Consider the following 25,340-nt stretch of genomic DNA (forward strand, 5'->3'; position numbering starts at 1 on the left):
GAATGACCACCCCTTCCGGGAAACGGGAGTTCGACCTCGGCGCGCTGCTGGCCGAGCGCGGGGCCGAGCGCTACGAGCTGCACACCAAGTACCTGAACCACCAGCTCCCGCGCATGCTCCACACCATCGGCTTCGACAAGGTGTACGAGCGGGCCGAGGGCGCGCACTTCTGGGACGCGGACGGCAACGACTACCTGGACATGCTCGCCGGGTTCGGGGTGATGGGCCTGGGCCGCCATCACCCCGTCGTCCGCCAGGCGCTGCACGACGTCCTGGACGCCTCGCTCGCCGACCTCACCCGCTTCGACTGCCAGCCCCTGCCCGGACTGCTGGCGGAGAAGCTGCTCACCCACAGCCCGCACCTGGACCGGGTGTTCTTCGCCAACAGCGGTACGGAGGCGGTGGAGACCGCCCTGAAGTTCGCCCGGTACGCCACCGGCAGGCCGAGGATCCTCTACTGCTCCCACGCCTTCCACGGGCTGACCACCGGGTCGCTGTCCGTGAACGGCGAGGACGGGTTCCGCGACGGCTTCGCCCCGCTGCTGCCCGACACGGCCGTCCCGCTCGGCGACCTCGACGCGCTGGCCCGCGAGCTGGCGCGGGGCGACGTCGCCGGGCTCATCGTCGAGCCCATCCAGGGCAAGGGCGTGCACGAGGCCCCGCCCGGCTACCTGCGCGCCGCCCAGGAACTGCTGCACCGGCACAAGGCGCTGCTCATCGCGGACGAGGTGCAGACGGGCCTGGGGCGGACCGGGGACTTCTACGCCTACCAGCACGAGGACGGCGTGGAACCAGACCTGGTGTGCGTGGCGAAGGCGCTCTCCGGCGGCTATGTGCCGGTCGGCGCCACCCTCGGCAAGGACTGGATCTTCAAGAAGGTCTACTCGTCGATGGACCGGGTCCTCGTCCACTCGGCGAGCTTCGGGTCCAACGCGCAGGCCATGGCGGCCGGGCTCGCCGTGCTCTCGGTGATGGAGAACGAGCAGGTCGTCGCGAACGCGCGGGCCACCGGGGAGCGGCTGAAGACCCGGCTCGCGGCGCTCGTCGACACGTACGAGCTGCTCAGTGACGTCCGCGGCCGGGGGCTGATGATCGGCATCGAGTTCGGGCGGCCCAAGTCGCTCAAGCTGCGCGGCCGCTGGACCATGCTGCAGGCCGCGCGCAAGGGCCTCTTCGCGCAGATGGTCGTCGTCCCGCTGCTGCAGCGGCACCGCATCCTCACCCAGGTCTCCGGGGACCACCTGGAGGTGATCAAACTGATCCCGCCGCTGATCATCGGCGAGCGGGACGTGGACCGGTTCATGGAGGCCTTCGTCGCCGTGATGGACGACGCGCACAGCGGCGGCGGGCTGATGTGGGACTTCGGGAAGACGCTGGTCAAGCAGGCGGTGGCGAACCGCTAGGTCAGGTCCGTCCGGTCCCGTGGGCGCCGCCTGCCCGACGGGACCGGACGGAGGCGCCGTAAGAGGCGGTGCGCGAGGGCGGGCGGGGCGGGAGGCCCCCTTGATCGGACCCGTCGATGATCTCTTTGCCTCTGAGGCAAGAAATTTGCCCGAGAGGCAATAGTGCGGCTCAATGGAGTGCATGAGCCCCATCGAGCCGGGGGCGGCGGACACGCCGCCCGAGACCGGGACAGCCGACCTGCTGCCCGTCGTCGCGCCGCACCTGCGTGAGCTGCGCCGACGTGCCTCACTGACCCTGGAGGCCGCGGCCCGCACCGCCGGGCTCTCGGCCGCCCACCTCTCCCGGCTGGAGACGGGGCAGCGCCAGCCCTCGCTGCCGATGCTGCTCGCTCTCGCCCGCATCTACGGTACGACGGTCTCGGAGCTGCTGGGCGAGAGGGCCGCCGAACGGGACGCCATCGTCCGGGCCGCCGACATGGAGCCGACCGCGGCGGGCGGCTGGACCTACTGGCAGGCCGGCTCCCCGGGCCGCGGGATGCAGGCACTGCGGGTGCACGTCCCCTACGGCTCCCAGGGCGACATCGTGCGCGTCCATCCCGGCGAGGAGTGGCTCCACGTCCTCCAGGGGCGGCTGCGGCTGCGCCTCGGGGACACCACGCAGGTGCTCGCGCCCGGGGACAGCGCGCACTTCGACTCGCTGACCCCGCACCGCATAGCCGCCGCCGACCAGGCGGGGGCCGATCTCCTCTTCGTACACACCCTGCTGCAGAGCCCCGCCGCCGCGCTGTGCCTCGGCCCGGCGACGGCGCACCCGACCCTGGGAGAGACGTCATGACGGAACCCGCGGAACCCACGGAGCCCGGCCCCCGGCGGTCCATGGAGGACAAGTTCCCCCGTGCGCTGTGGGTGCGGCTGATCATCTACGTCGCCGTCGGCCACCTCTTCGCGGCCTTCATCTACCTGCTGTTCACGCTGGGGGCGCAGAACCAGTAGGCCCGGCGGACGGCCGCGCGGCGCACAGCCGCGCGGCCCGTGGACGTCAGTCGAGGAGCCTGTCGCGCAGCCGGTCCCGCAGCTCGGGCGTGAGACGCAGGGCCTGCTCCAGATAGCCGTCGACGCCGCCCCAGGTCTCCTCGATGGTCTCGAAGGCCGCCGTCAGATATTCGGCCCGCGCGTCGAACAGCGGGCTGAGCAGCTCCATGACCTCGGGGGAGCGGGCCGTGTCCGAGGTGCCGTTGCGGTGCACCTTGTAGCGGCGGTGGCGCGTGTTCGACTCCAGGTAGTCGGCGACGATGGCGTCGTGCTCGACGCCCACGGCGAGCAGCGTCACCGCTATGGACAGCCCCGCGCGGTCCTTGCCCGCCGCGCAGTGCATGAGCGCGGGCACGCTGTCCTCGGCCAGGGCGTGCAGCACCCGGGAGTGCTCCGCCGTGCGTTCGGTGATGATCGTGCGGTACGAACCGATCATCCGGTCCGCCGCCCTGCCGTCGCCGAGGTGGGCACGGAGCTGGTCGAGCTCGCCGTCACGGACCATCTTCCAGAACTCGCTGCCGTCGGCCGGGTCGGTCAGCGGAAGATTCACGTTCCGTACGCCGGGCAGCTCGACGTCCGGTCCCTCCAGTTTCTGGTCCGAGGCGTTGCGGAAGTCGAAGATCGTGTGCAGTCCGAGGGAGGAGAGGAACGCGGCGTCCTCCTTCGTGGCGTGCGCGAGGTGGCCACTGCGGAACAGCCGCCCGGACCGTACCCGCCGGCCGTCCACGGTGGGCAGGCCGCCCACGTCTCGGAAGTTGCGCACTCCGGCCAGCTCCGGCTCGGTCGACGGGACCTGCTGCGTCACGGGGGCTCCTCCCATAGGGCCGTCGGCACCGCTCCTCGTTGCTCGCCGACGGGAATCGCCTCCCGACGATACGACATGGGTACCTTGGGCGATGAGTCGTCCACGGGCGCTGCCTCCGAGGTGGGCGGCCTTGATGACGTCCGTGCCGGAGCACCTCACGACCCTCGTCCTCGCGCGGCCGCGGAACGACGGAGGGGTCGGCGCGGCGGGCCGCGGGACCGTGTGGGGATCTCGATGCACCGGTCATCCGATTCAGTGGCATATGACCGTTTTGGTGGAAATGATGCATTGAGTGCAACTCGTCCTGGAATGTGGCCTTATGGGGTGACGTGCGTGAGCAGCGTCATATGCGTGACGATGCGTTGCGACCTTCTCCCCCCGGGATGCCCGCGCGGCCCGGCGGATCGCCGGGTCGAAGGGGTCCCCGCGCACGGAGGGTGACGGTCAATCAGGACATCGATCAAGAAAGGGGTGCGTATGGGGATCGCGGACAGTTGTCGACGCCCTCCCCCCTCGCTTACGTTCGCCCTCAATCCGGACGGACGCCCAATCCTGCCGCCGCCCGGAATCCACACTCACCCGTACACGGCAGGAGCGGGGGACCCACAGGTATCGCGCCTGTTCCGGTCTTCGGAACGGCTAGGGGTACAGCCGCGCTGCCGCGCGGCCGGACATCTCCAGTCCGCACCCGACAGCTCACCTCGCAGGCGCCGGAGAGGAAATGCGCCATGCCCGCGAAGGGTAAGCACCGTCGTCCCAAATTCCTGCGTCTGCCCCGCTCGATCGCCGTGGTCGGCACCGGTGGTGCCGCGCTCGCACTGCCGCTGATGGGCGCCGTCTGCGCCCATGCGGCGGCCCCGGTGACCGCCGTCCCGTCCGCCGTGCAGAAGATCACGACGGTCTCCGCGCCTGCCGGAACCGCCGCGGAGAAGTCCACGGCGAAGACCTATGTCGTGAAGGCCGGTGACACGCTCGCGAAGATCGCCGACCGGCAGCACGTCAGCGGCGGCTGGAAGAAGCTCTACGCCGACAACCGCGCGGTCGTCGGCGGCGATCCGGCGCACATCAGTCCTGGTCTGAAGCTCACGATCGAGGGGCAGAGCGCCACGGCCGGCGCCGCGCGGCCCGCCGTCGAAGCGGCCACCGCGGCCAAGACCGCCGACGCGGGGTACACCCTGCCCGTCGAGGGAGCCACCATCGGCACCGGCTACAAGGTGCCCGGCAGCATGTGGTCCAGCGGCTACCACACCGGTGTGGACTTCGTGGTCCCGACCGGCACCACGATCCGGTCCGTCGCCGCGGGCACCGTCGTCTCGGCCGGCTGGGGCGGCGCGTACGGCAACCAGGTCGTCGTCCAGCACGCCGACGGCCGGTACTCGCAGTACGCCCACATGTCCGCCCTCTCCGTCTCGGCGGGGCAGACCGTGACCGCGGGGCAGAAGCTCGGCCTCTCCGGCGCGACCGGCAACGTCACCGGTCCGCACCTGCACTTCGAGATCCGCACGACCCCCGTCTACGGCTCGGACGTGGACCCGGTCGCGTACCTGCGCTCCCACGGTGTCGTCGTCGCCTGACGCCCCCACACGTCCCGAGGGCCGGACCCCACGCTCCACGGGGTCCGGCCCTCGGCGTCCCGTCACTGCCGCGGCCGGCGCCCTTTCCGGATCACGGGCTTCCAGGCGTGGTGGCTGTTCAACCACGCCTGAGAGAGCGCTATTCCGGATTTCGGCCATTCTTTATGAGTGGCTTATCTCACCACCCGTCAACCCATTCCTACGGTCGCGTAGCTCACATCCCAAGGTGAATCATGGCTCGATGTGGCAGACGATTCGAAGAGTGACAACAGAGCGGTGATCGGGTCGTACGTGGCGGTGGGGGACAGCTTCACCGAAGGCGTCGGCGACCCCGGCCCCGAAGGAGCCTTCGTCGGTTGGGCGGACCGTTTCGCGGTACTGCTCGCGGACCGGCAGCCGGAAGGCGACTTCACCTACACCAACCTCGCCGTGCGCGGGAAGCTGCTCGACCAGGTCATCGACGACCAGCTCCGGCGGGCCAAGGAACTCGCCCCGGACCTGGTCTCCTTCTGCGCGGGCGGCAACGACATCATCCGGCCCGGCACCGACCCCGACGAGGTCGCGGAGCGCTTCGAGCGCGCGGTCGCCGACCTCACCTCCGCCGTCGGCTCCGTCATGGTGACGACCGGCTTCGACACCCGCGGCGTCCCGGTGCTGAAGCACCTGCGCGGCAAGATCGCCACGTACAACGGGCATGTACGGGCCATCGCGGACCGCTACGGCTGTCCCGTCCTCGACCTGTGGTCCCTCAAGACGATCCAGGACCGGCGCGCCTGGGACGGCGACCGCCTGCACCTGTCTCCGGAGGGCCACACCAGGGTCGCGCTGCGAGCCGGCCAGGTCCTCGGCCTCGACGTGCCCGCCGACCCGGACCAGCCCTGGCCTCCCCTGCCGCCCCGCGGCACGCTGGAGGTGCGGCGCGACGACATCCACTGGGCACGCGAGTACCTCGTGCCGTGGATCGGACGAAGGCTGCGTGGGGAGTCCTCGGGCGACCACGTGGCGGCCAAGGGCAGCCTCTCGCCGGACGACATCAAGTTGCGCATCGGGTCCGTCGCCTGAGCGGGGTGACACATCGGGCGGCCGACGGGCGGGACCGCGGGGGCGGCTGCCCCGGGCGGCGGTGCGCCGGGGCGGGCGCCTCAGCGCAACGCCGCCGTGAGGGCCGCCCGGTCGAGACCCAACTCCCGTGCGAGCGCGTCGTCCACCCACTCCTGGGCCCGCGCCCGCGACACCGCGCCCGCATAGGCGGTCATCTGCACCGCCAGCCCGTCGAGCAGCGCCGTCAGCCGCAGTGCGGCCCCCGCGGGATCCGGGCACCGGAACTCGCCGCCGGCCACTCCCTCCGCGATGACCTCGGTGATCGCGGCCTTCCACTGCGTGTCGAGATCACGGGTGACCTCGCGCAGCGCGGGCTCGCGCAGGGCCGCGCCCCAGCCCTCGATCCACAGCCGCCAGCCCTTGGCCTGGCCGGTCGGCGCGTACCAGCGGACGGCCGCGCGCAGCCGTCGCAGCGCGGACGTACGACGCCCGAGCAGCTTGCGCAGATGGGCGAGGTCGTCCTCGGCGGCATGGGTGAACGCGGCCGCGACCAGCTTCTCCTTGGTGGAGAAGTGATACAGCACCAACGCGTTGCTCACGCCGAGCGACGAGGCGACGTCGGCGATCCGTACCGCCGCCACGCCCCGTGCCTCGATCTGTCCGATGGCGGCCCGCAGCAACTCCTGACGCCGCTCCGCCACGCTCAACCGCACCCTTGCCACGCGGCAACCCTAGTGCCTCGCCCGGGTCGGACGACGAACCGATGGCCGATCCGGACACGGCCTGTCCCCCCGGACACCAGGAACTCAGGCCGCGCGTAAGTGGCTTGGACGGGAGCACGCGGGGTCTCGGCGGGAGCCCGGAGGGAGTCCGGCCAGGAAACCCGGCGCGGGAGTTCAGCCCGGGAGCCCGGCCACGGAGGCCCGGTTCCGGGTCAGCGGTACCACCCGAACCGTTCCGCGATCACCGGCAGTCGGTCGGCGACGATGGCGTGCGCGGCGGCCCGCGGCGTCGTCCCGTCGGCCTCCGCGCGGGCCAGCATCCGGTCGATCAGAGCGCGCATGGAGCGCCGGGTGTACGCGAACGCCTCGTCCGCGTCCGCGCCGATGTCACCGAAGAGGGTCCACCACCACCAGGCGTTCGTACCGGAGTTGACGACGACGTCCGGCAGCACGAGGACCCCGCGCGCGGCTAGCAGGTCCTCCGCCTCGGGCAGGACGGGCATGTTGGCCGCCTCCACGATCCAACGGGCGGTGATCCGGGCCTGGTTCGTGGTGTCGATCGCGTACGAGACCGCCGCGGGCACCAGGACGTCCGCGCCGGCCGACAGCCAGGCGTCGGCCGGAAGTTCACGGTCGGCCGGGCGCAGCGCCGAGCGGTCCACCGTCCCGTAGGCGTCTCTCGCCGCGAGCAGCGTGTCGACGTCGAGTCCGTCCGGGTTCTCGATCGTGCCCTTGATGTCGGCGACGGCCACGACGGTGAGACCGGCGCGCGCCAGGAAGCGCGCCGTGGCTCCGCCCATGGTGCCCAGGCCCTGTACGGCGACGCGCGTTCCCGGGTACGGGGCCCCGGCGCGGTCCAGGGCCGCGAGCACCGACTCGGCGACACCGCAGCCGCCCACCAGTTCGTCGAGCCCGATCCCGTCCACCTCGACCGCGAAGGCGTCCGCGAGACGGCTCCGCGCGCTCTTCTCGTCGTCGAGCAGCGGGTACACGGCCTGGATGGACGAGACGAGCCCCGCCTCCGTGACAGCCCGGTCGACCAGGTCCTGGGTGAGCCCGAGATCCTCGCCCGTGGTCCAGAAGCTCTCGATGTACGGGCGCATGGCGCGCAGATAGCGCACCAGGAGGCCGTACGCCGCCGGGTCCTGGGGGTCGCAGTCGATGCCGCCCTTGGCGCCGCCCAGCGGGATGTAGCGGCCCTCGGGGTTGTAGTGCAGGGCCTCCTTCATCGTCATGCCCCGGGCCAGCCCGGCGACCTCGTCCAGGGTGCAGCCCTCGCGCATCCGCAGCCCGCCGCTGGAGACACCCCGGACCAGGCGGTCGACCACGAGGAAGCCCGGGCGGCCGGTGACGTGGTCGGTCCAGGTGAGTGTGATCAGGGGCGCGGTCGAAGGCGCGGTCATGGGTACTCCTCGTGGACGGTGATCAGGGTGGGTCCGTGCGTGCGCGGCACCTCGGCGAGGGCGCGGGCCGGCCCGTCGACGGGCGCGCCGTCCGTGGGCGGTCGGCGGCGACCGGAGACCACTCCCGGCCGGCTCGGTACTCACGGCGACGATCGCATCGCGACCCGCCGGCCACTTCTGCACCGACTCAGTGTGCAGGCAGACCCCCGGGCGGGAGGGGACGCCGCTCGGGAACGGTCCGCTTCGGTGAGTACGTCGGGCGTCCCTCGTCCCTCCCGGCGCGCACGGACCGGCGCGAACGCCTCCACCGGAACTTTTACTGAATCGTCGGTCAGTATCGGAACGTCGCCCGGCTGTGTCAATTCGCCGGACGGACCAGTGGCGGGGGGTGGGGGAGTGCGCGGAAGCGAGGGGAGGGGGTGCCGGTGCGGGCGGCTCCCCGGTGGTGGCCGAGGTGTTCGCGTCCCCGGCCGTACCGGTTCGCGCGCCGGTTCTTCCCCCGCGTCGGGCAGGGCGTGTGCGCGCGTCTCGAAATCCCGTACCCCGGTGCGGAAGAAGAGAGGGGGCCGCGGGGTTGCGAGATACGGGCCCTGGGCCCCTCCGGCGCGTGCGCCCGGCAGTGCGGGCGCCGGGACTCCGTCCTCGCGGTGTGCGTGCCGGGGACACCGCACCGTGACCCCGCGAGGACGGAGTCCCGGCGCCCGAGGGGCCGACCATAATGGGAGGCCTGACCGACTCCATTGGAGGTACCGTGACCGGTTTCCGTACGTTGAGCTCCGGGCTCCGCGCGCTGCAGCCCGCCGCCTTCGGCGCGGACCCGGGCGGTGAGCGCCTGGAGCGCATCCGCAGATCACCGAATTTCGCGGACGGGGTCTTCCAGAACCCGGTGAGTGCCCGGACCCGCCCCGACGGCTCCATGATCGAGTTCGCGAAGGTCTTCTTCCGCAAGGAGGAGCGCGTCCGCCGCGCCCCCGCGGGCACGGTGCCGGTGCACCCCACGACGCTCGCCGACCTCGCCAGGCCCGCGACGAGCGGGCTGCGGCTCACCTGGATGGGGCACTCCAGCGTGCTGGCGGAGATCGACGGGCACCGTGTGCTGTTCGACCCGGTCTGGGGCGAGCGCTGTTCTCCCTTCAACTTCGTCGGACCCAAGCGGCTGCACCCGGTACCGCTGCCGCTGGCCGCGCTGGGCCCGGTCGACGTCGTCGTCATCTCGCACGACCACTACGACCACCTGGACCTGCCCACCATCAAGGCCCTCGCCGACACGGACACGGTGTTCGCGGTGCCGCTCGGCGTCGGCGCCCACCTGGAGCACTGGGGCGTCTCCCCGGACCGCCTGCGTGAGCTGGACTGGAACGAGTCCACGAAGGTCGGCGGCATCTCCCTCACCGCCACCCCCGCCCGGCACTTCTGCGGCCGGGGCCTGCGCAACACCCAGCACACGCTGTGGGCCTCCTGGGCGGTGGCGGGCGACGAGCACCGGATCTACCACAGCGGTGACACCGGCTATTTCGAGGGCTTCAAGGACATCGGCGCCGAGCACGGCCCGTTCGACGCCACGATGATCCAGATCGGCGCCTACAGCGAGTTCTGGCCCGAGATCCACATGACGCCCGAGGAGGGCATGCGCGCCCACCTGGACCTCCAGGGCGGCCGGCCCGGCGGTGTGATGATGCCGATCCACTGGGCCACGTTCAACCTCGCGACGCACCCGTGGGTGGAGCCCGGCGAGGGGACCATAGCGGCCGCGCACGCGGTCGGCGCGCGCGTCGCGCTGCCGCACCCCGGCGAGCCCTTCGAGCCCACCGCCGAGACCGTTCCGTCCGAGCCCTGGTGGCGCGGGGTGGCCGTGCCGCCCGAGGGTGGCTGGCCCGTGGGCGCGAGTGCCGAGGCCAATGCCCCGATCTCCGTCACGGCGGCTTCCGGTGCGCCGGCTTCCGGCGGGGCGGGCCCCGACACGTCGGGTGACGCCGGCGGTGGTGCCGCGGAGGACACCGGAGAGCCGGAGACGGTGCCGGCCGGCTGAATTTCCTGACATTCCGATCTACGGCGAGGGCCGGGGCGCGTCGCGCTCCCCGGCCCTCGTCGTCTTTTCATGACCACTTCTGACCAGCACTGATCGGAACGATGCCCCTAGGGAACGGGTGTCCGACGGTGATATCGGTCTGCCGTGCGAGGCCTCATACCAGAGCGGGACGCTGTCCGGGGGACTTTGTCAACTGCCCACCGCACCTGTCGCGTTGCCGACTACTGTCAGTTGCCGTCGGGCGACGCAGGGCCGTTTTTTTCGGCTCTCTCGACCGGCACCGCGATGGCGCACGCCCGAGTCGCGCAGACCCGCGGGAGCCCGAGTGCCCCCGACGCCCAGTACGAGGACGCTGATGTCTCACCTTCGCGCACCGGCCGCCCGCGCAGACCGCCGTGACGGCGGGCGGCACGGACGGCCGGTCGCCCGTGCCGTCCCCTCGCCTCCCGAGACCCCCCTCCGGCCCCAGCTGCTGCGGATGGCGGTCCTGCCGCCCACCGCGGTGGCCCTCAGCGCGTGCGCGGCCGTCCTGTTCACCGTGCGCTCCACCGGCGCCCGCCCCGGCGCGGCTCTCTGGGCGGTCCTCGCCGGCGCTCTCGGGGTGGCCCTCGCGGGCATCCTCGTCGCCGCCGTGGCCGCCGACCGGACCGCCCGGTCCGTCCGGGACCGCCTCGCCGCGATACGCCGCACCAGCGCCCGTACGGAGGCGGACCTGCGTGCCGTCGTCGAGGGCCTGCGCCGCGGCGAGACCCCGTCCCCCCGCGCGCCGAACCGCCGGCCCCTCCCGGACGCCGACGACTTCGAGCTGCTCGCCGCCGATCTCTCCCGGGCGCACGACGGCGCCGTCACCGCCGTCGTACAGGCCGCACAGCTCTCCAGCCGGGCCGGCAGCGAACAGAAGGTCGAGGTCTTCGTCAACCTGGCGCGACGGCTTCAGTCCCTCGTGCACCGCGAGATCTCGATCCTCGACGAGCTGGAGAACGAGATCGAGGACCCGGACCTGCTCAAGGGCCTCTTCCACGTCGACCACCTCGCCACCCGCATCCGGCGGCACGCCGAGAACCTCGCCGTCCTCGGCGGCGCCGTCTCCCGACGCCAGTGGAGCAACCCCGTCTCCATGACCGAGGTGCTGCGGTCGGCGATCGCCGAGGTCGAGCAGTACTCGCGGGTCAAACTGGTGCCTCCGATCGACGGCACCCTGCGCGGACACGCCGTTGCCGACGTCATCCACCTGCTGGCCGAACTGGTCGAGAACGCCACGGTGTTCTCCGCCCCGCACACCCAAGTGCTGCTGCGCGTCAACCTCGTCACCTCCGGGCTCGCGGTCGAGGTCGAGGACCGGGGCCTGGGCATGCCCCCCGGCGAGCAGGACAAGATGAACGCGCTGCTCACCGACCCCGATCAGGTGAACGTCGCGAGCCTTCTCCAGGACGGCCGGATCGGTCTCTTCGTGGTGTCGCAACTGGCTCGGCGACACGGCATCCACGTCCGGCTCCAGAGCAACATCTACGGCGGTGTCCAGGCCGTACTCGTGGTGCCGCAGGAGCTGTTGGGCACGGAGCCGGGCGCCCCGGGGAACCAAGGGCGGTCCCGCGAGACGGCGGCCGGAGCGCTCCCGCCCGCGGGACCACCGACCGGACAGGCCGTCCCGCTTCCGCCCGCGGGTACGGCGGCGTCCCCCGTGCCGCGGCAGTCGCGCCGGGAGCACGCGGAGCCCGCCGCGCCGCAGCACGACGGTACGGGCGGCGGCGGCCCGGCGCCGCTCCCGATGCGCGGGGCCCGCGCCGAGCGGCCCAATCCGGCGGAGGCCGTGCCCGGCATCCGCCCCGACGACCGGCACATCCTGGCGGAGAACGCGGAGATGCCACCCACCCCGCGCAACGGCGTGGTCCGGGGCACCATGGCGAGGCCCCAACTGCCCCGCCGACGCGCCCAGGAGCACATCGCGCCCCAACTGCGCGACGGACCCCTGCCCCGCCAGGACTCGGAGCACGTCGCCGGTCACGACCCCGGGCTGATGGCGGCGTTCCAGCGCGGGATCGGACTGGCGGAGGCCCGGCAGACGGAGTTCCCCGCAGATCGGCCGCACCCGGACCCCGGGCACCTGGACGCGCTGCCACCCCTGCAGGTGATCCGCGTCGACCAGCCGTCCCCACGCTCGCCCCACCTGGAAGGCCACCTGGACGTTCCGCCCCTGGGCGCCGTCCGAACGGCCGACGATCCCCTGGGCGCGGCACACATGGTCGACCCGCACACCGGACATGCGCCCGCCCCGGCCGAGGCGCCGGGCACGCGGGACACCACCCCCACGCCCGGACACGACCTCACGGCCCGGCACGACGGGAGCGCACCGGCCGGATGACCAGCCTCCCGAGCACGCCCACCCCCACCTGCGCTCCCGCAGACCTTCGTACCCCAAGGAGTCGATCCACCATGGCGAGCGACGTGCCGACCGGCCATGCATCCGATCTCGACTGGCTGATGAGCGGCCTCGTGCAGCGCGTGCCGCACACCACCAGCGCGGTACTCCTGTCGTGCGACGGGCTCGTGAAGTCCGTCCACGGCCTCGACCCGGACAGCGCCGACCACATGGCGGCCCTGGCCTCCGGCCTGTACTCGCTCGGCCGGAGCGCGGGCGTCCGCTTCGGGGACGGCGGCGACGTGCGGCAGGTCGTCGTCGAACTCGACTCGACCCTGCTGTTCGTCTCGACCGCGGGCTCCGGCACCTGTCTCGCGGTGCTCGCCGGACGCGAGGCCGACGCCGCGGTGCTCGGCTACGAGATGGCGATGCTCGTCAAGAGCGTCCGCCCGTATCTGATGACCGCGCCCAGGCAGGCCGCCGTCGGCCCCACGGCGATGAGGCCTTGAGGGTGGCCGCGGCCGGCGACGGGCCCTGGCTCGACGACGCGGCCGGGCGGCTGGTGCGTCCCTACACGGTCAGCAACGGCCGGACCCGTCCGACCACCGCGCTCGACCTGTTGTCGCAGGTCATGGTCACCGGAGCCACGCCCCTCGGCTACCTCGGCCCCGAGCACACCCAGGCGCTCGAACTGTGCCGGGCGCCCGTCTCGGTCGCGGAGATCGCCGCGCAGCTCAAGCTGCCGGCGGCGGTCACCAAGGTGCTGCTGTCCGACCTCGTCGACTGCGGGGCGCTGACCACCAAACCCCCCGAGTTCCACCACAACCCCACTGACCGGTCTCTTCTGGAGGCAGTGCTCGATGGACTACGACGACAGCTCTGACCCCTTCCCCACCGCGCTGAAGATCCTGGTGGCGGGAGGATTCGGGGTAGGCAAGACGACCTTAGTGGGCGCGGTGAGCGAGATCGCGCCGCTCAGCACGGAGGAGCTGCTCACCACGGTCAGTGCCGCGACCGACAATCTCGACGGCATCGAGAACAAGGTCGAGACCACGGTGGCGATGGACTTCGGCCGCATCACCCTCGACCCCGAACATGTGCTGTACCTCTTCGGCACACCCGGGCAGGAGCGGTTCTGGTTCATGTGGGACGAGCTGTCCGAGGGCGCGCTCGGCGCGGTGATCCTCGCCGACACCCGCCGCCTCGAGGACTGCTTCGCGGCCGTCGACTTCTTCGAGCAGCGTGGTCTCGGCTTCATCGTCGCCGTCAACGAGTTCGACGGTGCCTTCCGCTACGACCCGGCCGAGGTGCGGGCGGCCATCGACCTCGACCCCGCGATCCCCATCGTGCGCTGCGACGCCCGGATCTCCAGTTCGGGAGTGCAGACCCTGCTCACCCTGGTGCGCCATCTCCTCGCCCACGCGCCGGCGCACGCCCCTACCCATGGAGCCCACAGGTGACGCACTGACGTACGCCCTCGGCGACGGAGCCCGCACAGCACATGACCCACGTTCCCGACCACGGAGTCCGCATATGACACCCGGCCCCCACCACGGAGTCCGTCCATGAGCTACGACCCACCGCGCCCGGTCGGCCGGCTGCTGCTGACTCCGGAGGACAAGGACGCCCCCGCCCGGGTCCGGCGGCTGCGCCGGCTCGGCCTGGGGGAGCACACCGAGCCCGCCTTCGACGCCTTCGCGGACCGGCTCGCCGACGTCGCCGCGGTGCCGTACTCGATGGTCAACTTCATCGACGAGAACCGGCAGTTCTTCGCGGGCCTGCACACCCCGGACGGCAACGTCTCGGCCACCCGGCCGGTCCCGGCCCCCACGGACGGCACCCACCATGGTGTCGGCCGCTATATGACCCGCGACTACGGGTTCTGCCCCTATGTCGTGGTCCGCCGCAGGGCGCTGGTACTGGAGGACGTCTGCGACTACCCGCGCTTCGCCGGCAACCCGGTCGTCGACGAGATCGGGGTCCGCTCCTACCTCGGCGCTCCGCTCATCGACCGTACGGGCATCGCCCTCGGCACCGTCTGCGTCGTGGACCTCGAACCGCGCCCGTGGGGCAGAGCGGGCCTGGAGACCATCAAGACGATGGCGGCGGAACTGGTCGAGCAGCTCGGACAGCGGGAGGCGGGCGCGGGGTTCTGAGGCCGCGCGGCGCCGGCGGCGCGTGCGCGCCGCGTGGACGACGTTCCCCCAGGAACCGTGCCTGCCTGCCGTATCCGTCGCCGTGCCTGCCGCCGTACACGTCGTGCCCGCCGCCGTGCATGCCCTGCCCGCCGTACCCGCCGCGGCCGCCGGGGGTTGACGCCGCTCCCGCGGAGGAACGCTGTGCCCGAGCCACCCGACACGGCCCGGAAGGCACCCCATGACCGATCTGCGTCTCGGCGTTCTCGGCTTCGGCCTGCGCGGTCCCCTCGCGCTCACCGCCCACCGCCCCGGCCGGGGCTCACGCGTGAGCGTCCTCGCCGAACACGACCCGCTGCTGCGGGAGGCCGCCGCCGCCCGCATCCCCGGCGTCCGGACCGTCGACGACCACCGCGAGGTCGTCCACGACCCCGACGTCGACGCGGTGCTCGTCCTCACCCCGGACCACACGCACGCGGACCTCGCCGGCGAGGCGCTGCGCGCGGGCAAGCCCGTCTTCGTCGAGAAGCCCCTGGACATCACCATCGAGCGCTGCGACGCCGTCCTGCGCACCGCCTTCGAGACGGGCACCCGTCTCTACGTCGGCCACAACATGCGGCACATGCCGGTGATCCGTCTGATGCGCGACCTCGTCCGGGGCGGCGCCGTGGGGACCGTCAAAACCGTGTGGGTGCGGCACTTCGTCGGCTTCGGCGGGGACTGGTACTTCAAGGACTGGCACGCCGAACGCCGCTTCACCACCGGCCTGTTGCTGCAGAAGGGCGCCCACGACATCGACGTACTGCACTGGTTGGCCGGCGGCTACACGCGGCAGGTGCAGGCGCTCGGAGACCTCATGGTGTACGGCGGCAACCCGCATCGACGGGAGCCGGGGGAGCCCCGGTCGGAGGACTGGTACACCGAGGACGGTCACTGGCCCCCGCACACCCAGCGGGCACTCAATCCGGTCATCGACGTCGAGGACGTCTCGCTGGTCAACCTGCGCCTGGACAACGGGGTGCTGGCGGCCTACCAGCAGTGCCACTTCACCCCCGACTACTGGCGCAACTACACCGTGATCGGTGACGCGGGCCGGCTGGAGAACTTCGGGGACGGGCCCGGTGCCGTGGTGAAGGTCTGGAACAGCCGCCGCTCGGGGCACCGGGCCCTGGCCGACGCCGAGTACCCGGTGCCGGAGCCCCCCGAAGGCCCCGAGGACGCCGGGCACGGCGGCGCCGACCCGCTGCTGATCGACGAGTTCCTCCGGTTCGTGCGGGAAGGAGGGCGCACCGACACCTCCCCGGTCGCCGCGCGCATGGCGGTGGCCGCCGGATTCCGGGCCACGGAGTCCCTGCGGGACGGCGGCAGCGCGCGCGAGGTGCCCGCGCTCGACCCCGAATTGGTCGCCTACTTCGAACGGGGGCAGGTGCCCGGGGAGGGTAGGGGCCGGTGCGGGGCCCCGGGAATCCGACGTGTGAAGGAAAGCTGCGGCCGCGTTTAAGAAAACCTCGATGGACCAGGACTACGGTCGTACGGCAGATTCCTCAGGGAATACACCCCTCTCCCCGGTACGGGCCCCTTCGGCGTGCCCTGCCCCGGGGCCTCACCCACAGGAGCCGTTGCGTGAAGGCGCTGGTCAAGGAGAAGGCGGAGCCCGGGCTCTGGCTCGTGGACGTCCCGGAGCCGGAGATCGGCCCCGGTGACGTACTGATCAAGGTCCTGAGGACCGGGATCTGCGGAACCGACCTGCACATCCGCAACTGGGACGGCTGGGCGCAGCAGGCCATCACCACACCGCTGGTGCTCGGCCACGAGTTCGTCGGCGAGGTCGTCGCGACCGGCCGTGACGTCGACGACATCAAGGCCGGCGACCGCGTCAGCGGCGAAGGCCACCTGGTCTGCGGCAAGTGCCGCAACTGTCTGGCCGGACGCCGCCACCTCTGCCGCGCCACGGTCGGCCTCGGCGTCGGCCGCGACGGCGCGTTCGCCGAGTACGTCGCCCTGCCCGCCACCAACGTGTGGGTGCACCGGGTCCCCGTCGACCTGGACGTCGCCGCGATCTTCGACCCGTTCGGCAACGCCGTGCACACGGCGCTCTCCTTCCCGCTGGTCGGTGAGGACGTACTGATCACCGGTGCCGGACCGATCGGCCTGATGGCCGCCGCGGTGGCCCGGCACGCGGGCGCCCGCAACGTCGTCGTCACCGACGTCAGCGAGGAGCGCCTCGAACTCGCCCGCAAGATCGGCGTGAGCCTCGCCCTGAACGTCTCCTCAGCGACGATCGCCGACGGCCAGCGCGAGCTGGGGCTGCGCGAGGGCTTCGACATCGGCCTGGAGATGTCCGGCCGCGCCGAGGCGATGCGCGACATGATCGCCAACATGACCCACGGCGGCCGGATCGCGATGCTGGGCCTGCCCGCCCAGGAGTTCCCCGTCGACTGGTCCCGGATCGTCACCTCCATGATCACGATCAAGGGGATCTACGGCCGGGAGATGTTCGAGACCTGGTACGCGATGTCGGTGCTCCTCGAAGGCGGCCTCGACCTCGCTCCGGTGATCACCGGCCGATACGGCTTCCGCGACCACGAGGCCGCGTTCGCCGAAGCGGCCGGCGGCCGCGGCGGCAAGGTCATTCTGGACTGGACCCTCTAAGGAACTGATGATGTTCGATTCCGTACGCGACGATCTGCGCACCACCCTCGACGAGATCCGCGCCGCCGGGCTCCACAAGCCCGAGCGTGTCATCGGCACCCCGCAGTCCGCGACCGTGAGCGTCACCTCGGGCGCCCTTCCCGGCGAGGTCCTCAACTTCTGCGCGAACAACTACCTCGGCCTCGCCGACCACCCCGAGGTCGTCGCCGCCGCCCACGAGGCCCTCGACCGCTGGGGCTACGGCATGGCGTCCGTGCGCTTCATCTGCGGTACGCAGGAGGTGCACAAGGAGCTGGAGGCGCGGCTGTCCGCGTTCCTCGGCCAGGAGGACACGATCCTCTACTCCTCCTGCTTCGACGCCAACGGAGGCGTCTTCGAGACCCTGCTCGGCGCCGAGGACGCGGTGATCTCCGACGCCCTCAACCACGCCTCGATCATCGACGGCATCCGCCTCTCCAAGGCGCGTCGCTTCCGGTACGCCAACCGTGACATGGCCGACCTGGAGGCCCAGCTCAAGGAGGCGTCGGACGCCCGGCGCCGTCTGATCGTCACGGACGGCGTCTTCTCGATGGACGGCTATGTCGCTCCCCTCCAGGAGATCTGCGACCTCGCCGACCGCTACGACGCGATGGTCATGGTCGACGACTCGCACGCCGTCGGCTTCGTCGGCCCCGGCGGCCGGGGCACCCCCGAGCTGCACGGCGTCATGGACCGCGTCGACATCATCACCGGCACCCTCGGCAAGGCGCTCGGCGGCGCGTCCGGCGGCTACGTCGCGGCCCGCGCGGAGATCGTCGCCCTGCTGCGCCAGCGCTCGCGTCCGTACCTCTTCTCCAACACGCTCGCTCCCGTGATCGCGGCGGCGTCCCTGAAGGTTCTCGACCTCCTGGAGTCGGCGGGCGACCTGCGCGAGAGGCTCGCCGCGAACACCGCGCTGTTCCGCTCCCGGATGACCGCCGAGGGCTTCGACATCCTCCCGGGCGACCACGCGATCGCCCCGGTCATGATCGGTGACGCGTCCGTCGCCGGGCGCATGGCGGAACTGCTCCTGGAGCGCGGCGTGTACGTGATCGGCTTCTCGTACCCGGTCGTCCCGCAGGGCGCGGCCCGTATCCGGGTGCAGTTGTCCGCGGCGCACTCGACGGACGACGTGAACCGCGCGGTGGACGCGTTCGTGGCGGCGCGGGCGGAGCTCGAAGGCTGAAAGACCCGTGTGACCTGAGAGAATCGGTCGCATGATCGAAGCGCGGCGGCTCCACATCCTCCGTGCGGTGGCCGACCACCGCACGGTGACGGCGGCTGCCGCCGCGCTCTATCTCACGCCTTCGGCGGTCTCCCAGCAGCTGACCGCCCTGGAGCAGGAGACCGGGCACCGGCTCGTCGAGCGGGGTGCCAAGGGCGTACGGCTGACTCCCGCCGGTGAGATCCTGCTCGGCCACACGCACGCCGTGCTGGCCCAGCTGGAGCGGGCCGAGGCCGAGCTGGCCGCCTACAGCTCGGGTTCCGCAGGCACGGTCACCGTCGCCGCCTTCGCGACCGGCATCGGCCTCGTGGTGGCTCCCGCGCTCGCCCGCCTTGCCGTCACCGCCCCCGGTATCCACGTCCGGGTGCAGGACGCAGAGGGCGACGCCAGCCTGCCGATGGTGCTCGACCGGCAGGTCGACATCGCGGTCGCCGTCGAGTACCGGGGTGCCCCGGCCGCGGACGACCCGCGACTGACCCACGTACCCCTGTACGCCGAGCCGTTCGACGCGGTGGTCCCGGTCACCCACCGTCTGGCCGACGCCGACGAGGTACCGCTCGCCGAACTCGCCAAGGACCCCTGGATCGGCCAGTACCCCGGCAATCCCTGCCATGACGTGGTGGTCCTGGCCTGCGAGAACGCGGGATTCGAGCCGCGTCTCGAACACTCCTCGGACGACTTCCGCGCCGTCGTCGCCCTCGCCTCCGCCGACGCGGGCGTCGCGCTGGTGCCGCGCTCGGCCCTGATCGGCATGGACCTCACGGGCGTGGTCGTGCGCCCCGTCGACGGGATCGCGCCCACCCGCCGGGTCTTCGCCGCCGTACGGCGTGGCGCGGAGGGGCATCCGCTGATCCGTCCGGTGCTGGACGCGTTGGCGCGGGCCGCGACCGTGGAGTGACGTCCATGACGTCCATGACCCCGTCACCTCCATGACCCCGTCACCTCCATGACCCGGTGACGTCCATGACCCCGTGACGTCCATGACCTGCGGCCGATGCCGATCCCGGTCCCGCCACCTCGGCTGCCGTCGCCCCCGATCCCGCTCTCCTTCCGTTTCGTATCTGGGATAGCATCTCGAATATGGGAACCGATCCGCAGGAAGCCGTCGACGTCCGCCTGGGGGCCCGGCTCGCCGAGCTGCGGGCCGAACGGGGCTGGTCGCTGGCGGAGCTGGCGGACCACAGCGGGGTCAGCCGGTCCACCCTGTCGCGGGCCGAGCGCGCCGAGATCAGCCCCACGGCCTCGCTCCTCAACCGCCTGTGCGCCGTGTACGGGTGCACCATGTCGCAGCTGCTCAGCGAGGTCGAGGCGGAACCCGCCGGGCTGGTGCGGGCGGCCGACCAGACGGTCTGGAGGGACGGCGCCTCCGGCTTCGTACGACGGTCGGTGTCCCCGCCGCACACGGGGCTGCGCGGAGAACTCGTCGAGGGACGGCTCGCGGCCGGCGCCGACATCGCGTACGACCGGCCTCCCGTGCCCGGTCTGGAGCAGCACATCTGGGTGCTCGACGGGGCGCTGGAGGTGACGGCGCGGGACGTCGAGCACCGTCTCGGCACCGGTGACTGCCTCCGACTGCGGGTGTGGGGCCCGACCCGCTTCCGCTGCCCCGGCCCGCAGGACGTGCGGTACGCGCTGGTGGTGGTGAGGCCGTGACCGCCGTCTCCCGGCTGAGCGCGGCCGAAGTCCTCGCCCAGGCCGACGAGTTGGCCGGTCTCCTGGCCGACACCGTGGACGGCGGGGCCTCGGTCGGCTTCCTCGCGCCGCTCGACCGCGCGTCGGCGGTGGCCTGGTGGGAGGGGCGCGCGGCCGAGGTTGCGGCCGGCCACCTCGCGGTGTGGGTGGCGCACAGCGCGGACCGGATGCTCGGCACGGTCGGCCTGGCCTTTCCCGACAAGCCCAACAGCCGCCACCGCGCCGAACTGGTGAAGCTGATGGTGCACCCGGACGGCCGGGGGCGGGGGCTCGGCCGCACGCTGCTGACCACCGCCGAGCTGGCGGCCGCCGCGACCGGGGTGACCCTCCTGCACCTCGACACGGAGACCGACAGCCCGGCCGAGACCCTCTACCTGTCCGCGGGCTGGACCCGCCTCGGAGCGATACCCGACTACGCGACGACTCCCTCGGGCGTACTCCGCCCGACGACGGTCTTCTACAAGCGGGTGGGGGCCGCCACCGCGGCGGCGACGTGAGGTGACGCGCCCCCTCCTCCTCATCCGGGTGGGCCGCGGGCTCCCGGCCGTCCCGCTGATCGCGCAGGTCAGCGGTGGTGTGTCGGTGCCATTGGCTACCGTGCGTCCCATGTCGCCGAACGCCGAAGACGTACGCCGGATCGCCCTGTCCCTGCCGGACACGACGGAGAAGACCGCCTGGAACATGCCCACCTTCCGGGTCGCCGGGAAGATGTTCGCCACCCTGCCCGAGGAGGAGACCTCCATCGCCGTGCGCTGCCCCAAGGAGGAGCGGGACGAACTCGTCCTGGCGGAGCCACGGAAGTTCTGGATCGCCGACCACGAGGCGGGCTTCGCCTGGGTCCGGGTCAGGCTCGCGGCCCTGGAGGACGACGACGAACTCCGTGACATCCTCGCCGACTCCTGGCGGCAGGCCGCCCCGCCCCGACTGCTCGACTCCCACCCGGTGTTGGGGCTCCCCGCGGACCGGTGAAAATCACTCCGCCGCCGGGTGTGCCCCGTGACATGATCCGGGTGCCGGAGCGGAGGCAGGGACGTCCGGTTCGCGGGGGGAGCGCGGGGCGACCGCGGGTGAGGGGCACGGGCGGGATGCACGGGACGTCACCGAGTGGTGAGCCGACGCGGTCCGGATCGCTTACCGACGAGGACGCGGGCGATCCGACGCGGGGCGGCGGTGGGGGTCACGCCGGAGACCCGCCGGCGTGACCGGTCTCGCGCCGGTCTGGTCGCGGGACTTCGCGCTGTTCTTCGTCGCGCGGGCCCTCGCCCGGCTCGGCGACACGATGCTCCCGGTGGCACTCGCCGCCGGACTGCTCCAGCACGGCTACGGGGCGGGAGCCATCGGTCTCGCGATGGCCGCGTCCGCCGCGCCGTTCGCGGGACTGGTGATCTTCGGCGGGGTCATCGCCGACCGGTTCAGCACGCGCAAGCTGATGATCGGGGCCGACCTCGTACGACTGGTCACCCAGGCCCTCGCCGCAGGGCTCTTCTTCGCCGGCCACGTGCTCCTCTGGCAGCTCTGCGTGATCGGCGCGGTCAACGGCGCCGCCGGAGCCGTCTTCCAGCCGGGCGTCGCCAGTACGGTGCCGCGCCTGGCGGCCGACGTGCAGGGGGCGAACGGCGCGATCCGGATCGCCGAGTCCGCCGCGCAGCTCGCGGGCCCCGCCCTCGCGGGACTGCTGGTCGCGTTCTCCTCGGCGGGCGGGGTCTTCGCGGCGCACGCGGCGACGTACGCGCTGAGTGCCCTGTGCCTGCTCCTGCTCCGCCTGCCCCCGGCCGCGCCCGGAAGCCGGCCGCACGGCGGCAGCTTCCGGGGCGATCTCGTCGTGGGCTGGCGGGAGTTCAGAGCGAGGACCTGGCTGTGGGGGGTCATCGTCATCTGGTGCGTGTACATGCTCTTCATCTCGGGTCCCACCGTCCCCCTGGTGGCGACGGAGGTGGTCCGGCGGTACGGCGCGGGCGCCTACGGCCTGATCAACTCGGCGCTCGGCGCCGGCACCGTCGTCGGTGGCCTGCTGGCCCTGCGGCTGCGCCCCCGCCACATGCTGCGGGCCGGCTCGATCGCCCTGTTCGCCTTCGCCTGCTTCCCCGCCGCCGTCGGCGCGGGCCTCGGAGTCCCGGCCATGTCGGCCGGAGCGGTGGCCGCGGGCGCGGGCATGTCGTTCTGGGGCGTCATGTGGGCGACCAGCGTGCAGACCCAGGTCGCTCCCGACGTCCTCAACCGCATCCACGCCTACGACGTCGCGGGTTCCCTGGCGATGATGCCCTTCGGGCAGGCGCTGGCGGGGCCGGCGGCGACGGTCCTCGGCGCCGACAACGTCCTCCTCGTGGCCGGCGCGATGACCCTCGTCGTCTGCACGTCCCTGCTCCTGGTGCCGGCCATCCGCAACCTGCTGCGCGTCGACCCCCGGGCACCGCTCGCGCGTACGTCCCCGGCCGTACGCCGACCGGCGCGGCGCGAGCCGCGCTGAGCCGGCCGGAGTCGCCCCGGCCTACGGCTGCCGTTGACGCCTGCTCCGGGGTGCCCGAGCCCCGGTCGCGGGCGGCTCGGAGTGCTGGAGCCGTCGTTCGTATGCACCGTGGTCCGCTGGAGCCGCCGGTCGCACGCAACGCGTGCCGTCCGGACCGCCGTCGACCCCTGTTCCGGGTGTCCCAGCCCCGGTCTGAGCGACTTGGTGTGCTGGAGCCGTCGTCGGTCGCCCCTCAACCGGGGCCGCCGGCCGGCGGCGGCGCACGCCCCGGGGCACCCGGTCTGTCGGTCCGGCGTCACCGGGGCGCCGGTGACGCCGATGACGCACAACTCGGGTCGGCCGGACCGACGTTCACGAGTGTCCCGGGGCGCCTGGGCCTCCGGTCGCACTCGGCCCGCACCGCCGCGACACCTGACCCGGTGCGCGGAGGCCTCCGGTCACGCGTCGCCCGGGGCGCTCAGGAAACCGCCGATCCGCTCCCGGAGGGACCCCGCGTCCAGCCCGTGCGCGGCCAGGTGCTCGTCGACGGTTCCGTACTTGCGCAGCTCGCGGCGGCCGACGCCGAGGCCGAGCACGCGGTGGGGTACGCCGGCGAGCGCGTCGCCCGCGGTGGCCGCGGACGTGCCCGCCAGACAGGGCTCGACTAGCACGACGTCGGTGCCCGCCGCCTCCGTGGCGCGCCGCAGCGCCGCCCCGTCGAACGGCCGGACGGTGGTGGCGTACAGCACGGTGACATCGAGCCCTTCCGTCGCCGCGAGCACCGCGTCGAGCATCGGCCCGACGGCGACGACCACGCCGCCGCGCCCCTCGCGGACCGTGTGCAGCCGTACCCCGTCGACCGGGCGGCCCTGCGCGTTGGACTGTGTCGACAGCCGTACGTACACCTTGTCGTCGCCGGCGGCGACCGCGTGCCGCAGCAGGGTCTCGGCCTCGTCGGGGTGCCCCGGGACATGCACGGTCCAGCCGTCCAGGGTGTCGAGCAGCGCCACGTCGCCGGGTGCCATGTGGGTGAAGCCCCCTGCGGGCCAGTCGAAGGACGCGGCGGCGCTCACCAGCACCGCACCCACGTCCTGATGACCGAGGTCGAGCTTCACCTGCTCGAAGGGACGCTCGACGAGGAAACTGGCGAAGGTGTGCAGGACGGGCCGCAGCCCGGTGAGCGCCAGGCCCGCGCCCGCTCCGACGAGGAGCTGTTCGCGGATCCCGACGTTGATCACCCGCTCCGGATGCCTGATCCGGGCCGCGGCGAAGCCGTCCGTGCCGATCTCGGCCAGGACGACCGCGACGCGGGGGTCCTCGTCGAGCAGCCGGGAGACGACGGGGGCGAAACGGTCACGCATGGTGTCCATGGGGGTGTCCTTTCGACGACGTGCGGGATGAACCGGTGGGGACGGTCCCGGTGGCGAGGGGACCGGTGGGGAGGGACCGGCGACGGGGGACCGGTGACGGGGCGGGGCGCGTGAGGTGGCCGCTCAGGCGAGCTTCGGTTCGACCCGGGCGACGACGACGTGCGGCCGACCCGGATGGGGCGCGGTGAAGGCGGCGTACAGCGCCTCGTGGTCGCGGCCGTCGACGGTCAGGGCGGACCAGCCCGCCGCCTCGAACCGGGCGGCGATGCCACCGGGCCGGGCATGACTGGCCGAGGAGTTGTCGATCACGACGGTGTGCAGCCGGTCGAGCCCGGCAGGACCGGCGTACGCGATCGCCTCGTGATTGCTGCCCTCGTCCAGCTCCGCGTCGCCGGTCAGTACCCAGACACGCGGCTCGTCCAGCCCCTGCGCGCGCAGGCCCAGCGCGGTGCCGACGGCGATCGGCAGCCCGTGCCCGAGCGAGCCGCTGCCGATCTCGGCGCCCGGGACCAGCACCCGGTCCGGGTGGTGCCCGAGCGGCGAGTCGTACGAGCCGAAACCCGGCAGCCACCCGACGGGCAGGAATCCCTTGGCCGCCAGCACCGCGTAGTACGCCATCGGCCCGTGCCCCTTGGAGAGCAGGAACCGGTCCCGCTCCGGATCGTCCGGCCGCTCGGGCGTGACCCGCAGCACCCGGTCGTAGAGCACCCACAACGCGTCGAGTGTGGAGGTAGCCGCCGGTCCGTGCTTCTCGTCGCCGGTCATCAGCCCCATCAGCCGGGGCAGGTCCGGGTAGCCGTGGTCGCGTTCCGTCGTGATCGTCATGGTGACGATCGTGCAACCTCGACCAAACTTGAGGTCAAGCGGCGGGCTTGAGGTTCCCTCGGCCCCGAAGAAAGGGGTGCGCGACCACGGGTGCGAGTGCGGTATTGTTTCGGTGCACGTTCGGTCAGGGGGAAACCCCAGGTCAGGCGGGCAACGGGACGTGGCGCAGCTTGGTAGCGCACTTGACTGGGGGTCAAGGGGTCGCAGGTTCAAATCCTGTCGTCCCGACTTTTGAAGTCGTAGCTCGGAGGCCGTCTTCTCAGCGATGAGAAGGCGGCCTCCGAGCTTTTTGGCGTCCACTCCGGGCACCGGTTGACGAAAGCGACAGAGCTTCCTTTTCGGATATCACCCCTTGATGCGGGATAGGGGACTGATTGCGGAAGGAATCCCGTCCGGCCGGAGGGTGCGTGAGGTAACTGACCGGCCGTCAATGTTCGCAACTGCTCCCCATATTGACGGTCCGTCATGACTTGGGGCGATGATACGATCGCCGCACTTGCCGAGCGGGCTACGTGCACAGAACGACTTTTCAGGCCAGCGGTACGGCCCGGGCGGTAATCCTTGCGCAGTGGGCTGTGGGCCCGCCGTGCTGACGGGAATTCAGTAGCT

At 72.2% G+C, this 25,340-nt stretch carries 24 protein-coding genes, 1 tRNA gene and 1 riboswitch; of the genes, 20 read left to right on the plus strand and 5 right to left on the minus strand.

Features of this window, described 5'->3' with window-relative positions; genetic code table 11:
* Nucleotides 1-2: 2 nt before the first annotated feature.
* The 3 genes from HEP85_RS33190 to HEP85_RS33200 all read left to right on the plus strand — a co-directional run bounded on the left by HEP85_RS33190 (nt 3) and on the right by HEP85_RS33200 (nt 2,396).
* Nucleotides 3-1,403: an aspartate aminotransferase family protein gene (locus HEP85_RS33190; RefSeq protein WP_168531206.1), complete on the plus strand. Its 1,401-nt coding sequence runs from the start codon at nt 3-5 to the stop codon at nt 1,401-1,403.
* Nucleotides 1,404-1,584: 181 nt separating this feature from the next.
* A complete protein-coding gene (locus HEP85_RS33195) occupies nt 1,585-2,238 on the plus strand; it encodes a helix-turn-helix domain-containing protein (protein WP_168531208.1) in 654 nt (217 codons plus the stop codon).
* A gap of 41 nt (nt 2,239-2,279) precedes the next feature.
* A complete protein-coding gene (locus tag HEP85_RS33200; protein WP_148012225.1) occupies nt 2,280-2,396 on the plus strand; it encodes a DUF6126 family protein in 117 nt (38 codons plus the stop codon).
* Between the two features lie 46 nt (nt 2,397-2,442).
* Here the strand turns inward: HEP85_RS33200 and HEP85_RS33205 are convergent, their stop codons facing one another.
* Nucleotides 2,443-3,240: a tyrosine-protein phosphatase gene (locus tag HEP85_RS33205; RefSeq protein WP_168531210.1), complete on the minus strand. Its 798-nt coding sequence runs from the start codon at nt 3,238-3,240 to the stop codon at nt 2,443-2,445.
* 566 nt (nt 3,241-3,806) lie between these two features.
* A riboswitch (cyclic di-AMP (ydaO/yuaA leader) is annotated at nt 3,807-3,965 on the plus strand.
* A 3-nt stretch (nt 3,966-3,968) separates the two neighbouring features.
* On the opposite strand from HEP85_RS33205, the gene HEP85_RS33210 reads away from it, so the two are divergent.
* A complete protein-coding gene (locus HEP85_RS33210; RefSeq protein ID WP_168531212.1) occupies nt 3,969-4,814 on the plus strand; it encodes a M23 family metallopeptidase in 846 nt (281 codons plus the stop codon).
* A gap of 276 nt (nt 4,815-5,090) precedes the next feature.
* Entirely contained in the window at nt 5,091-5,876 is a 786-nt protein-coding gene (locus HEP85_RS33215) for an SGNH/GDSL hydrolase family protein (protein WP_168534267.1), read from the plus strand.
* Between the two features lie 80 nt (nt 5,877-5,956).
* Here the strand turns inward: HEP85_RS33215 and HEP85_RS33220 are convergent, their stop codons facing one another.
* On the minus strand, nt 5,957-6,556 hold the full coding sequence (locus tag HEP85_RS33220; RefSeq protein ID WP_356015377.1) for a TetR/AcrR family transcriptional regulator: 600 nt from the start codon (nt 6,554-6,556) through the stop codon (nt 5,957-5,959).
* A gap of 233 nt (nt 6,557-6,789) precedes the next feature.
* On the minus strand, nt 6,790-7,980 hold the full coding sequence (locus HEP85_RS33225) for a glutamate dehydrogenase (RefSeq protein WP_168531215.1): 1,191 nt from the start codon (nt 7,978-7,980) through the stop codon (nt 6,790-6,792).
* 751 nt (nt 7,981-8,731) lie between these two features.
* On the opposite strand from HEP85_RS33225, the gene HEP85_RS33230 reads away from it, so the two are divergent.
* The 14 genes from HEP85_RS33230 to HEP85_RS33295 all read left to right on the plus strand — a co-directional run bounded on the left by HEP85_RS33230 (nt 8,732) and on the right by HEP85_RS33295 (nt 22,557).
* Complete coding sequence (locus HEP85_RS33230; protein WP_369657944.1) at nt 8,732-10,009, plus strand: MBL fold metallo-hydrolase; 1,278 nt, start codon at nt 8,732-8,734, stop codon at nt 10,007-10,009.
* A 355-nt stretch (nt 10,010-10,364) separates the two neighbouring features.
* Nucleotides 10,365-12,371 (plus strand): ATP-binding protein, encoded by a 2,007-nt coding sequence (locus HEP85_RS33235; protein WP_369657945.1) that lies wholly within the window; start codon nt 10,365-10,367, stop codon nt 12,369-12,371.
* A 71-nt stretch (nt 12,372-12,442) separates the two neighbouring features.
* The gene (locus HEP85_RS33240; RefSeq protein ID WP_168531218.1) at nt 12,443-12,877 is read left to right on the plus strand and encodes a roadblock/LC7 domain-containing protein; all 435 of its coding nucleotides are present in this window, start codon (nt 12,443-12,445) and stop codon (nt 12,875-12,877) included.
* 2 nt (nt 12,878-12,879) lie between these two features.
* Nucleotides 12,880-13,251 carry a DUF742 domain-containing protein gene (locus HEP85_RS33245; RefSeq protein WP_153287578.1) on the plus strand — a complete coding sequence of 124 codons (372 nt, stop codon included), beginning with the start codon at nt 12,880-12,882 and terminating at the stop codon, nt 13,249-13,251.
* Nucleotides 13,229-13,828, plus strand: coding sequence for an ATP/GTP-binding protein (locus HEP85_RS33250; RefSeq protein WP_168531220.1), 600 nt, complete (start codon nt 13,229-13,231; stop codon nt 13,826-13,828). Before HEP85_RS33245 ends, HEP85_RS33250 begins: the two co-directional genes overlap by 23 nt.
* A gap of 105 nt (nt 13,829-13,933) precedes the next feature.
* Nucleotides 13,934-14,524, plus strand: a complete 591-nt coding sequence (locus tag HEP85_RS33255; protein WP_168531222.1) for a GAF domain-containing protein — start codon at nt 13,934-13,936, stop codon at nt 14,522-14,524.
* Between the two features lie 220 nt (nt 14,525-14,744).
* Entirely contained in the window at nt 14,745-16,004 is a 1,260-nt protein-coding gene (locus HEP85_RS33260) for a Gfo/Idh/MocA family protein (RefSeq protein ID WP_369657946.1), read from the plus strand.
* Nucleotides 16,005-16,126: 122 nt separating this feature from the next.
* Nucleotides 16,127-17,155: an L-threonine 3-dehydrogenase gene (tdh, locus tag HEP85_RS33265; RefSeq protein ID WP_168531225.1), complete on the plus strand. Its 1,029-nt coding sequence runs from the start codon at nt 16,127-16,129 to the stop codon at nt 17,153-17,155.
* Nucleotides 17,156-17,165: 10 nt separating this feature from the next.
* Entirely contained in the window at nt 17,166-18,359 is a 1,194-nt protein-coding gene (locus tag HEP85_RS33270) for a glycine C-acetyltransferase (protein WP_168534269.1), read from the plus strand.
* Nucleotides 18,360-18,390: 31 nt separating this feature from the next.
* The gene (locus HEP85_RS33275) at nt 18,391-19,296 is read left to right on the plus strand and encodes a LysR family transcriptional regulator (RefSeq protein ID WP_168531227.1); all 906 of its coding nucleotides are present in this window, start codon (nt 18,391-18,393) and stop codon (nt 19,294-19,296) included.
* A 182-nt stretch (nt 19,297-19,478) separates the two neighbouring features.
* Nucleotides 19,479-20,051 (plus strand): helix-turn-helix domain-containing protein, encoded by a 573-nt coding sequence (locus HEP85_RS33280; protein WP_168531229.1) that lies wholly within the window; start codon nt 19,479-19,481, stop codon nt 20,049-20,051.
* On the plus strand, nt 20,048-20,587 hold the full coding sequence (locus tag HEP85_RS33285; protein WP_211118103.1) for a GNAT family N-acetyltransferase: 540 nt from the start codon (nt 20,048-20,050) through the stop codon (nt 20,585-20,587). The genes HEP85_RS33280 and HEP85_RS33285 overlap by 4 nt, the downstream gene beginning before the upstream one ends.
* 109 nt (nt 20,588-20,696) lie before the next feature.
* Nucleotides 20,697-21,059, plus strand: a complete 363-nt coding sequence (locus HEP85_RS33290; RefSeq protein WP_168531231.1) for an MmcQ/YjbR family DNA-binding protein — start codon at nt 20,697-20,699, stop codon at nt 21,057-21,059.
* Nucleotides 21,060-21,288: 229 nt separating this feature from the next.
* Entirely contained in the window at nt 21,289-22,557 is a 1,269-nt protein-coding gene (locus tag HEP85_RS33295) for an MFS transporter (protein ID WP_369657947.1), read from the plus strand.
* 437 nt (nt 22,558-22,994) lie between these two features.
* Here the strand turns inward: HEP85_RS33295 and HEP85_RS33300 are convergent, their stop codons facing one another.
* Nucleotides 22,995-23,906 (minus strand): transketolase family protein, encoded by a 912-nt coding sequence (locus tag HEP85_RS33300; RefSeq protein WP_168531235.1) that lies wholly within the window; start codon nt 23,904-23,906, stop codon nt 22,995-22,997.
* Nucleotides 23,907-24,029: 123 nt separating this feature from the next.
* Nucleotides 24,030-24,731, minus strand: coding sequence for a transketolase (locus HEP85_RS33305; RefSeq protein WP_168531237.1), 702 nt, complete (start codon nt 24,729-24,731; stop codon nt 24,030-24,032).
* A 154-nt stretch (nt 24,732-24,885) separates the two neighbouring features.
* Here HEP85_RS33305 and HEP85_RS33310 point away from each other — a divergent pair.
* A tRNA-Pro gene (locus tag HEP85_RS33310) sits at nt 24,886-24,959 on the plus strand.
* Nucleotides 24,960-25,340 lie beyond the last annotated feature (381 nt).

Source organism: Streptomyces sp. RPA4-2 (assembly GCF_012273515.2).
GTDB lineage: Bacteria > Actinomycetota > Actinomycetes > Streptomycetales > Streptomycetaceae > Streptomyces > Streptomyces kaempferi.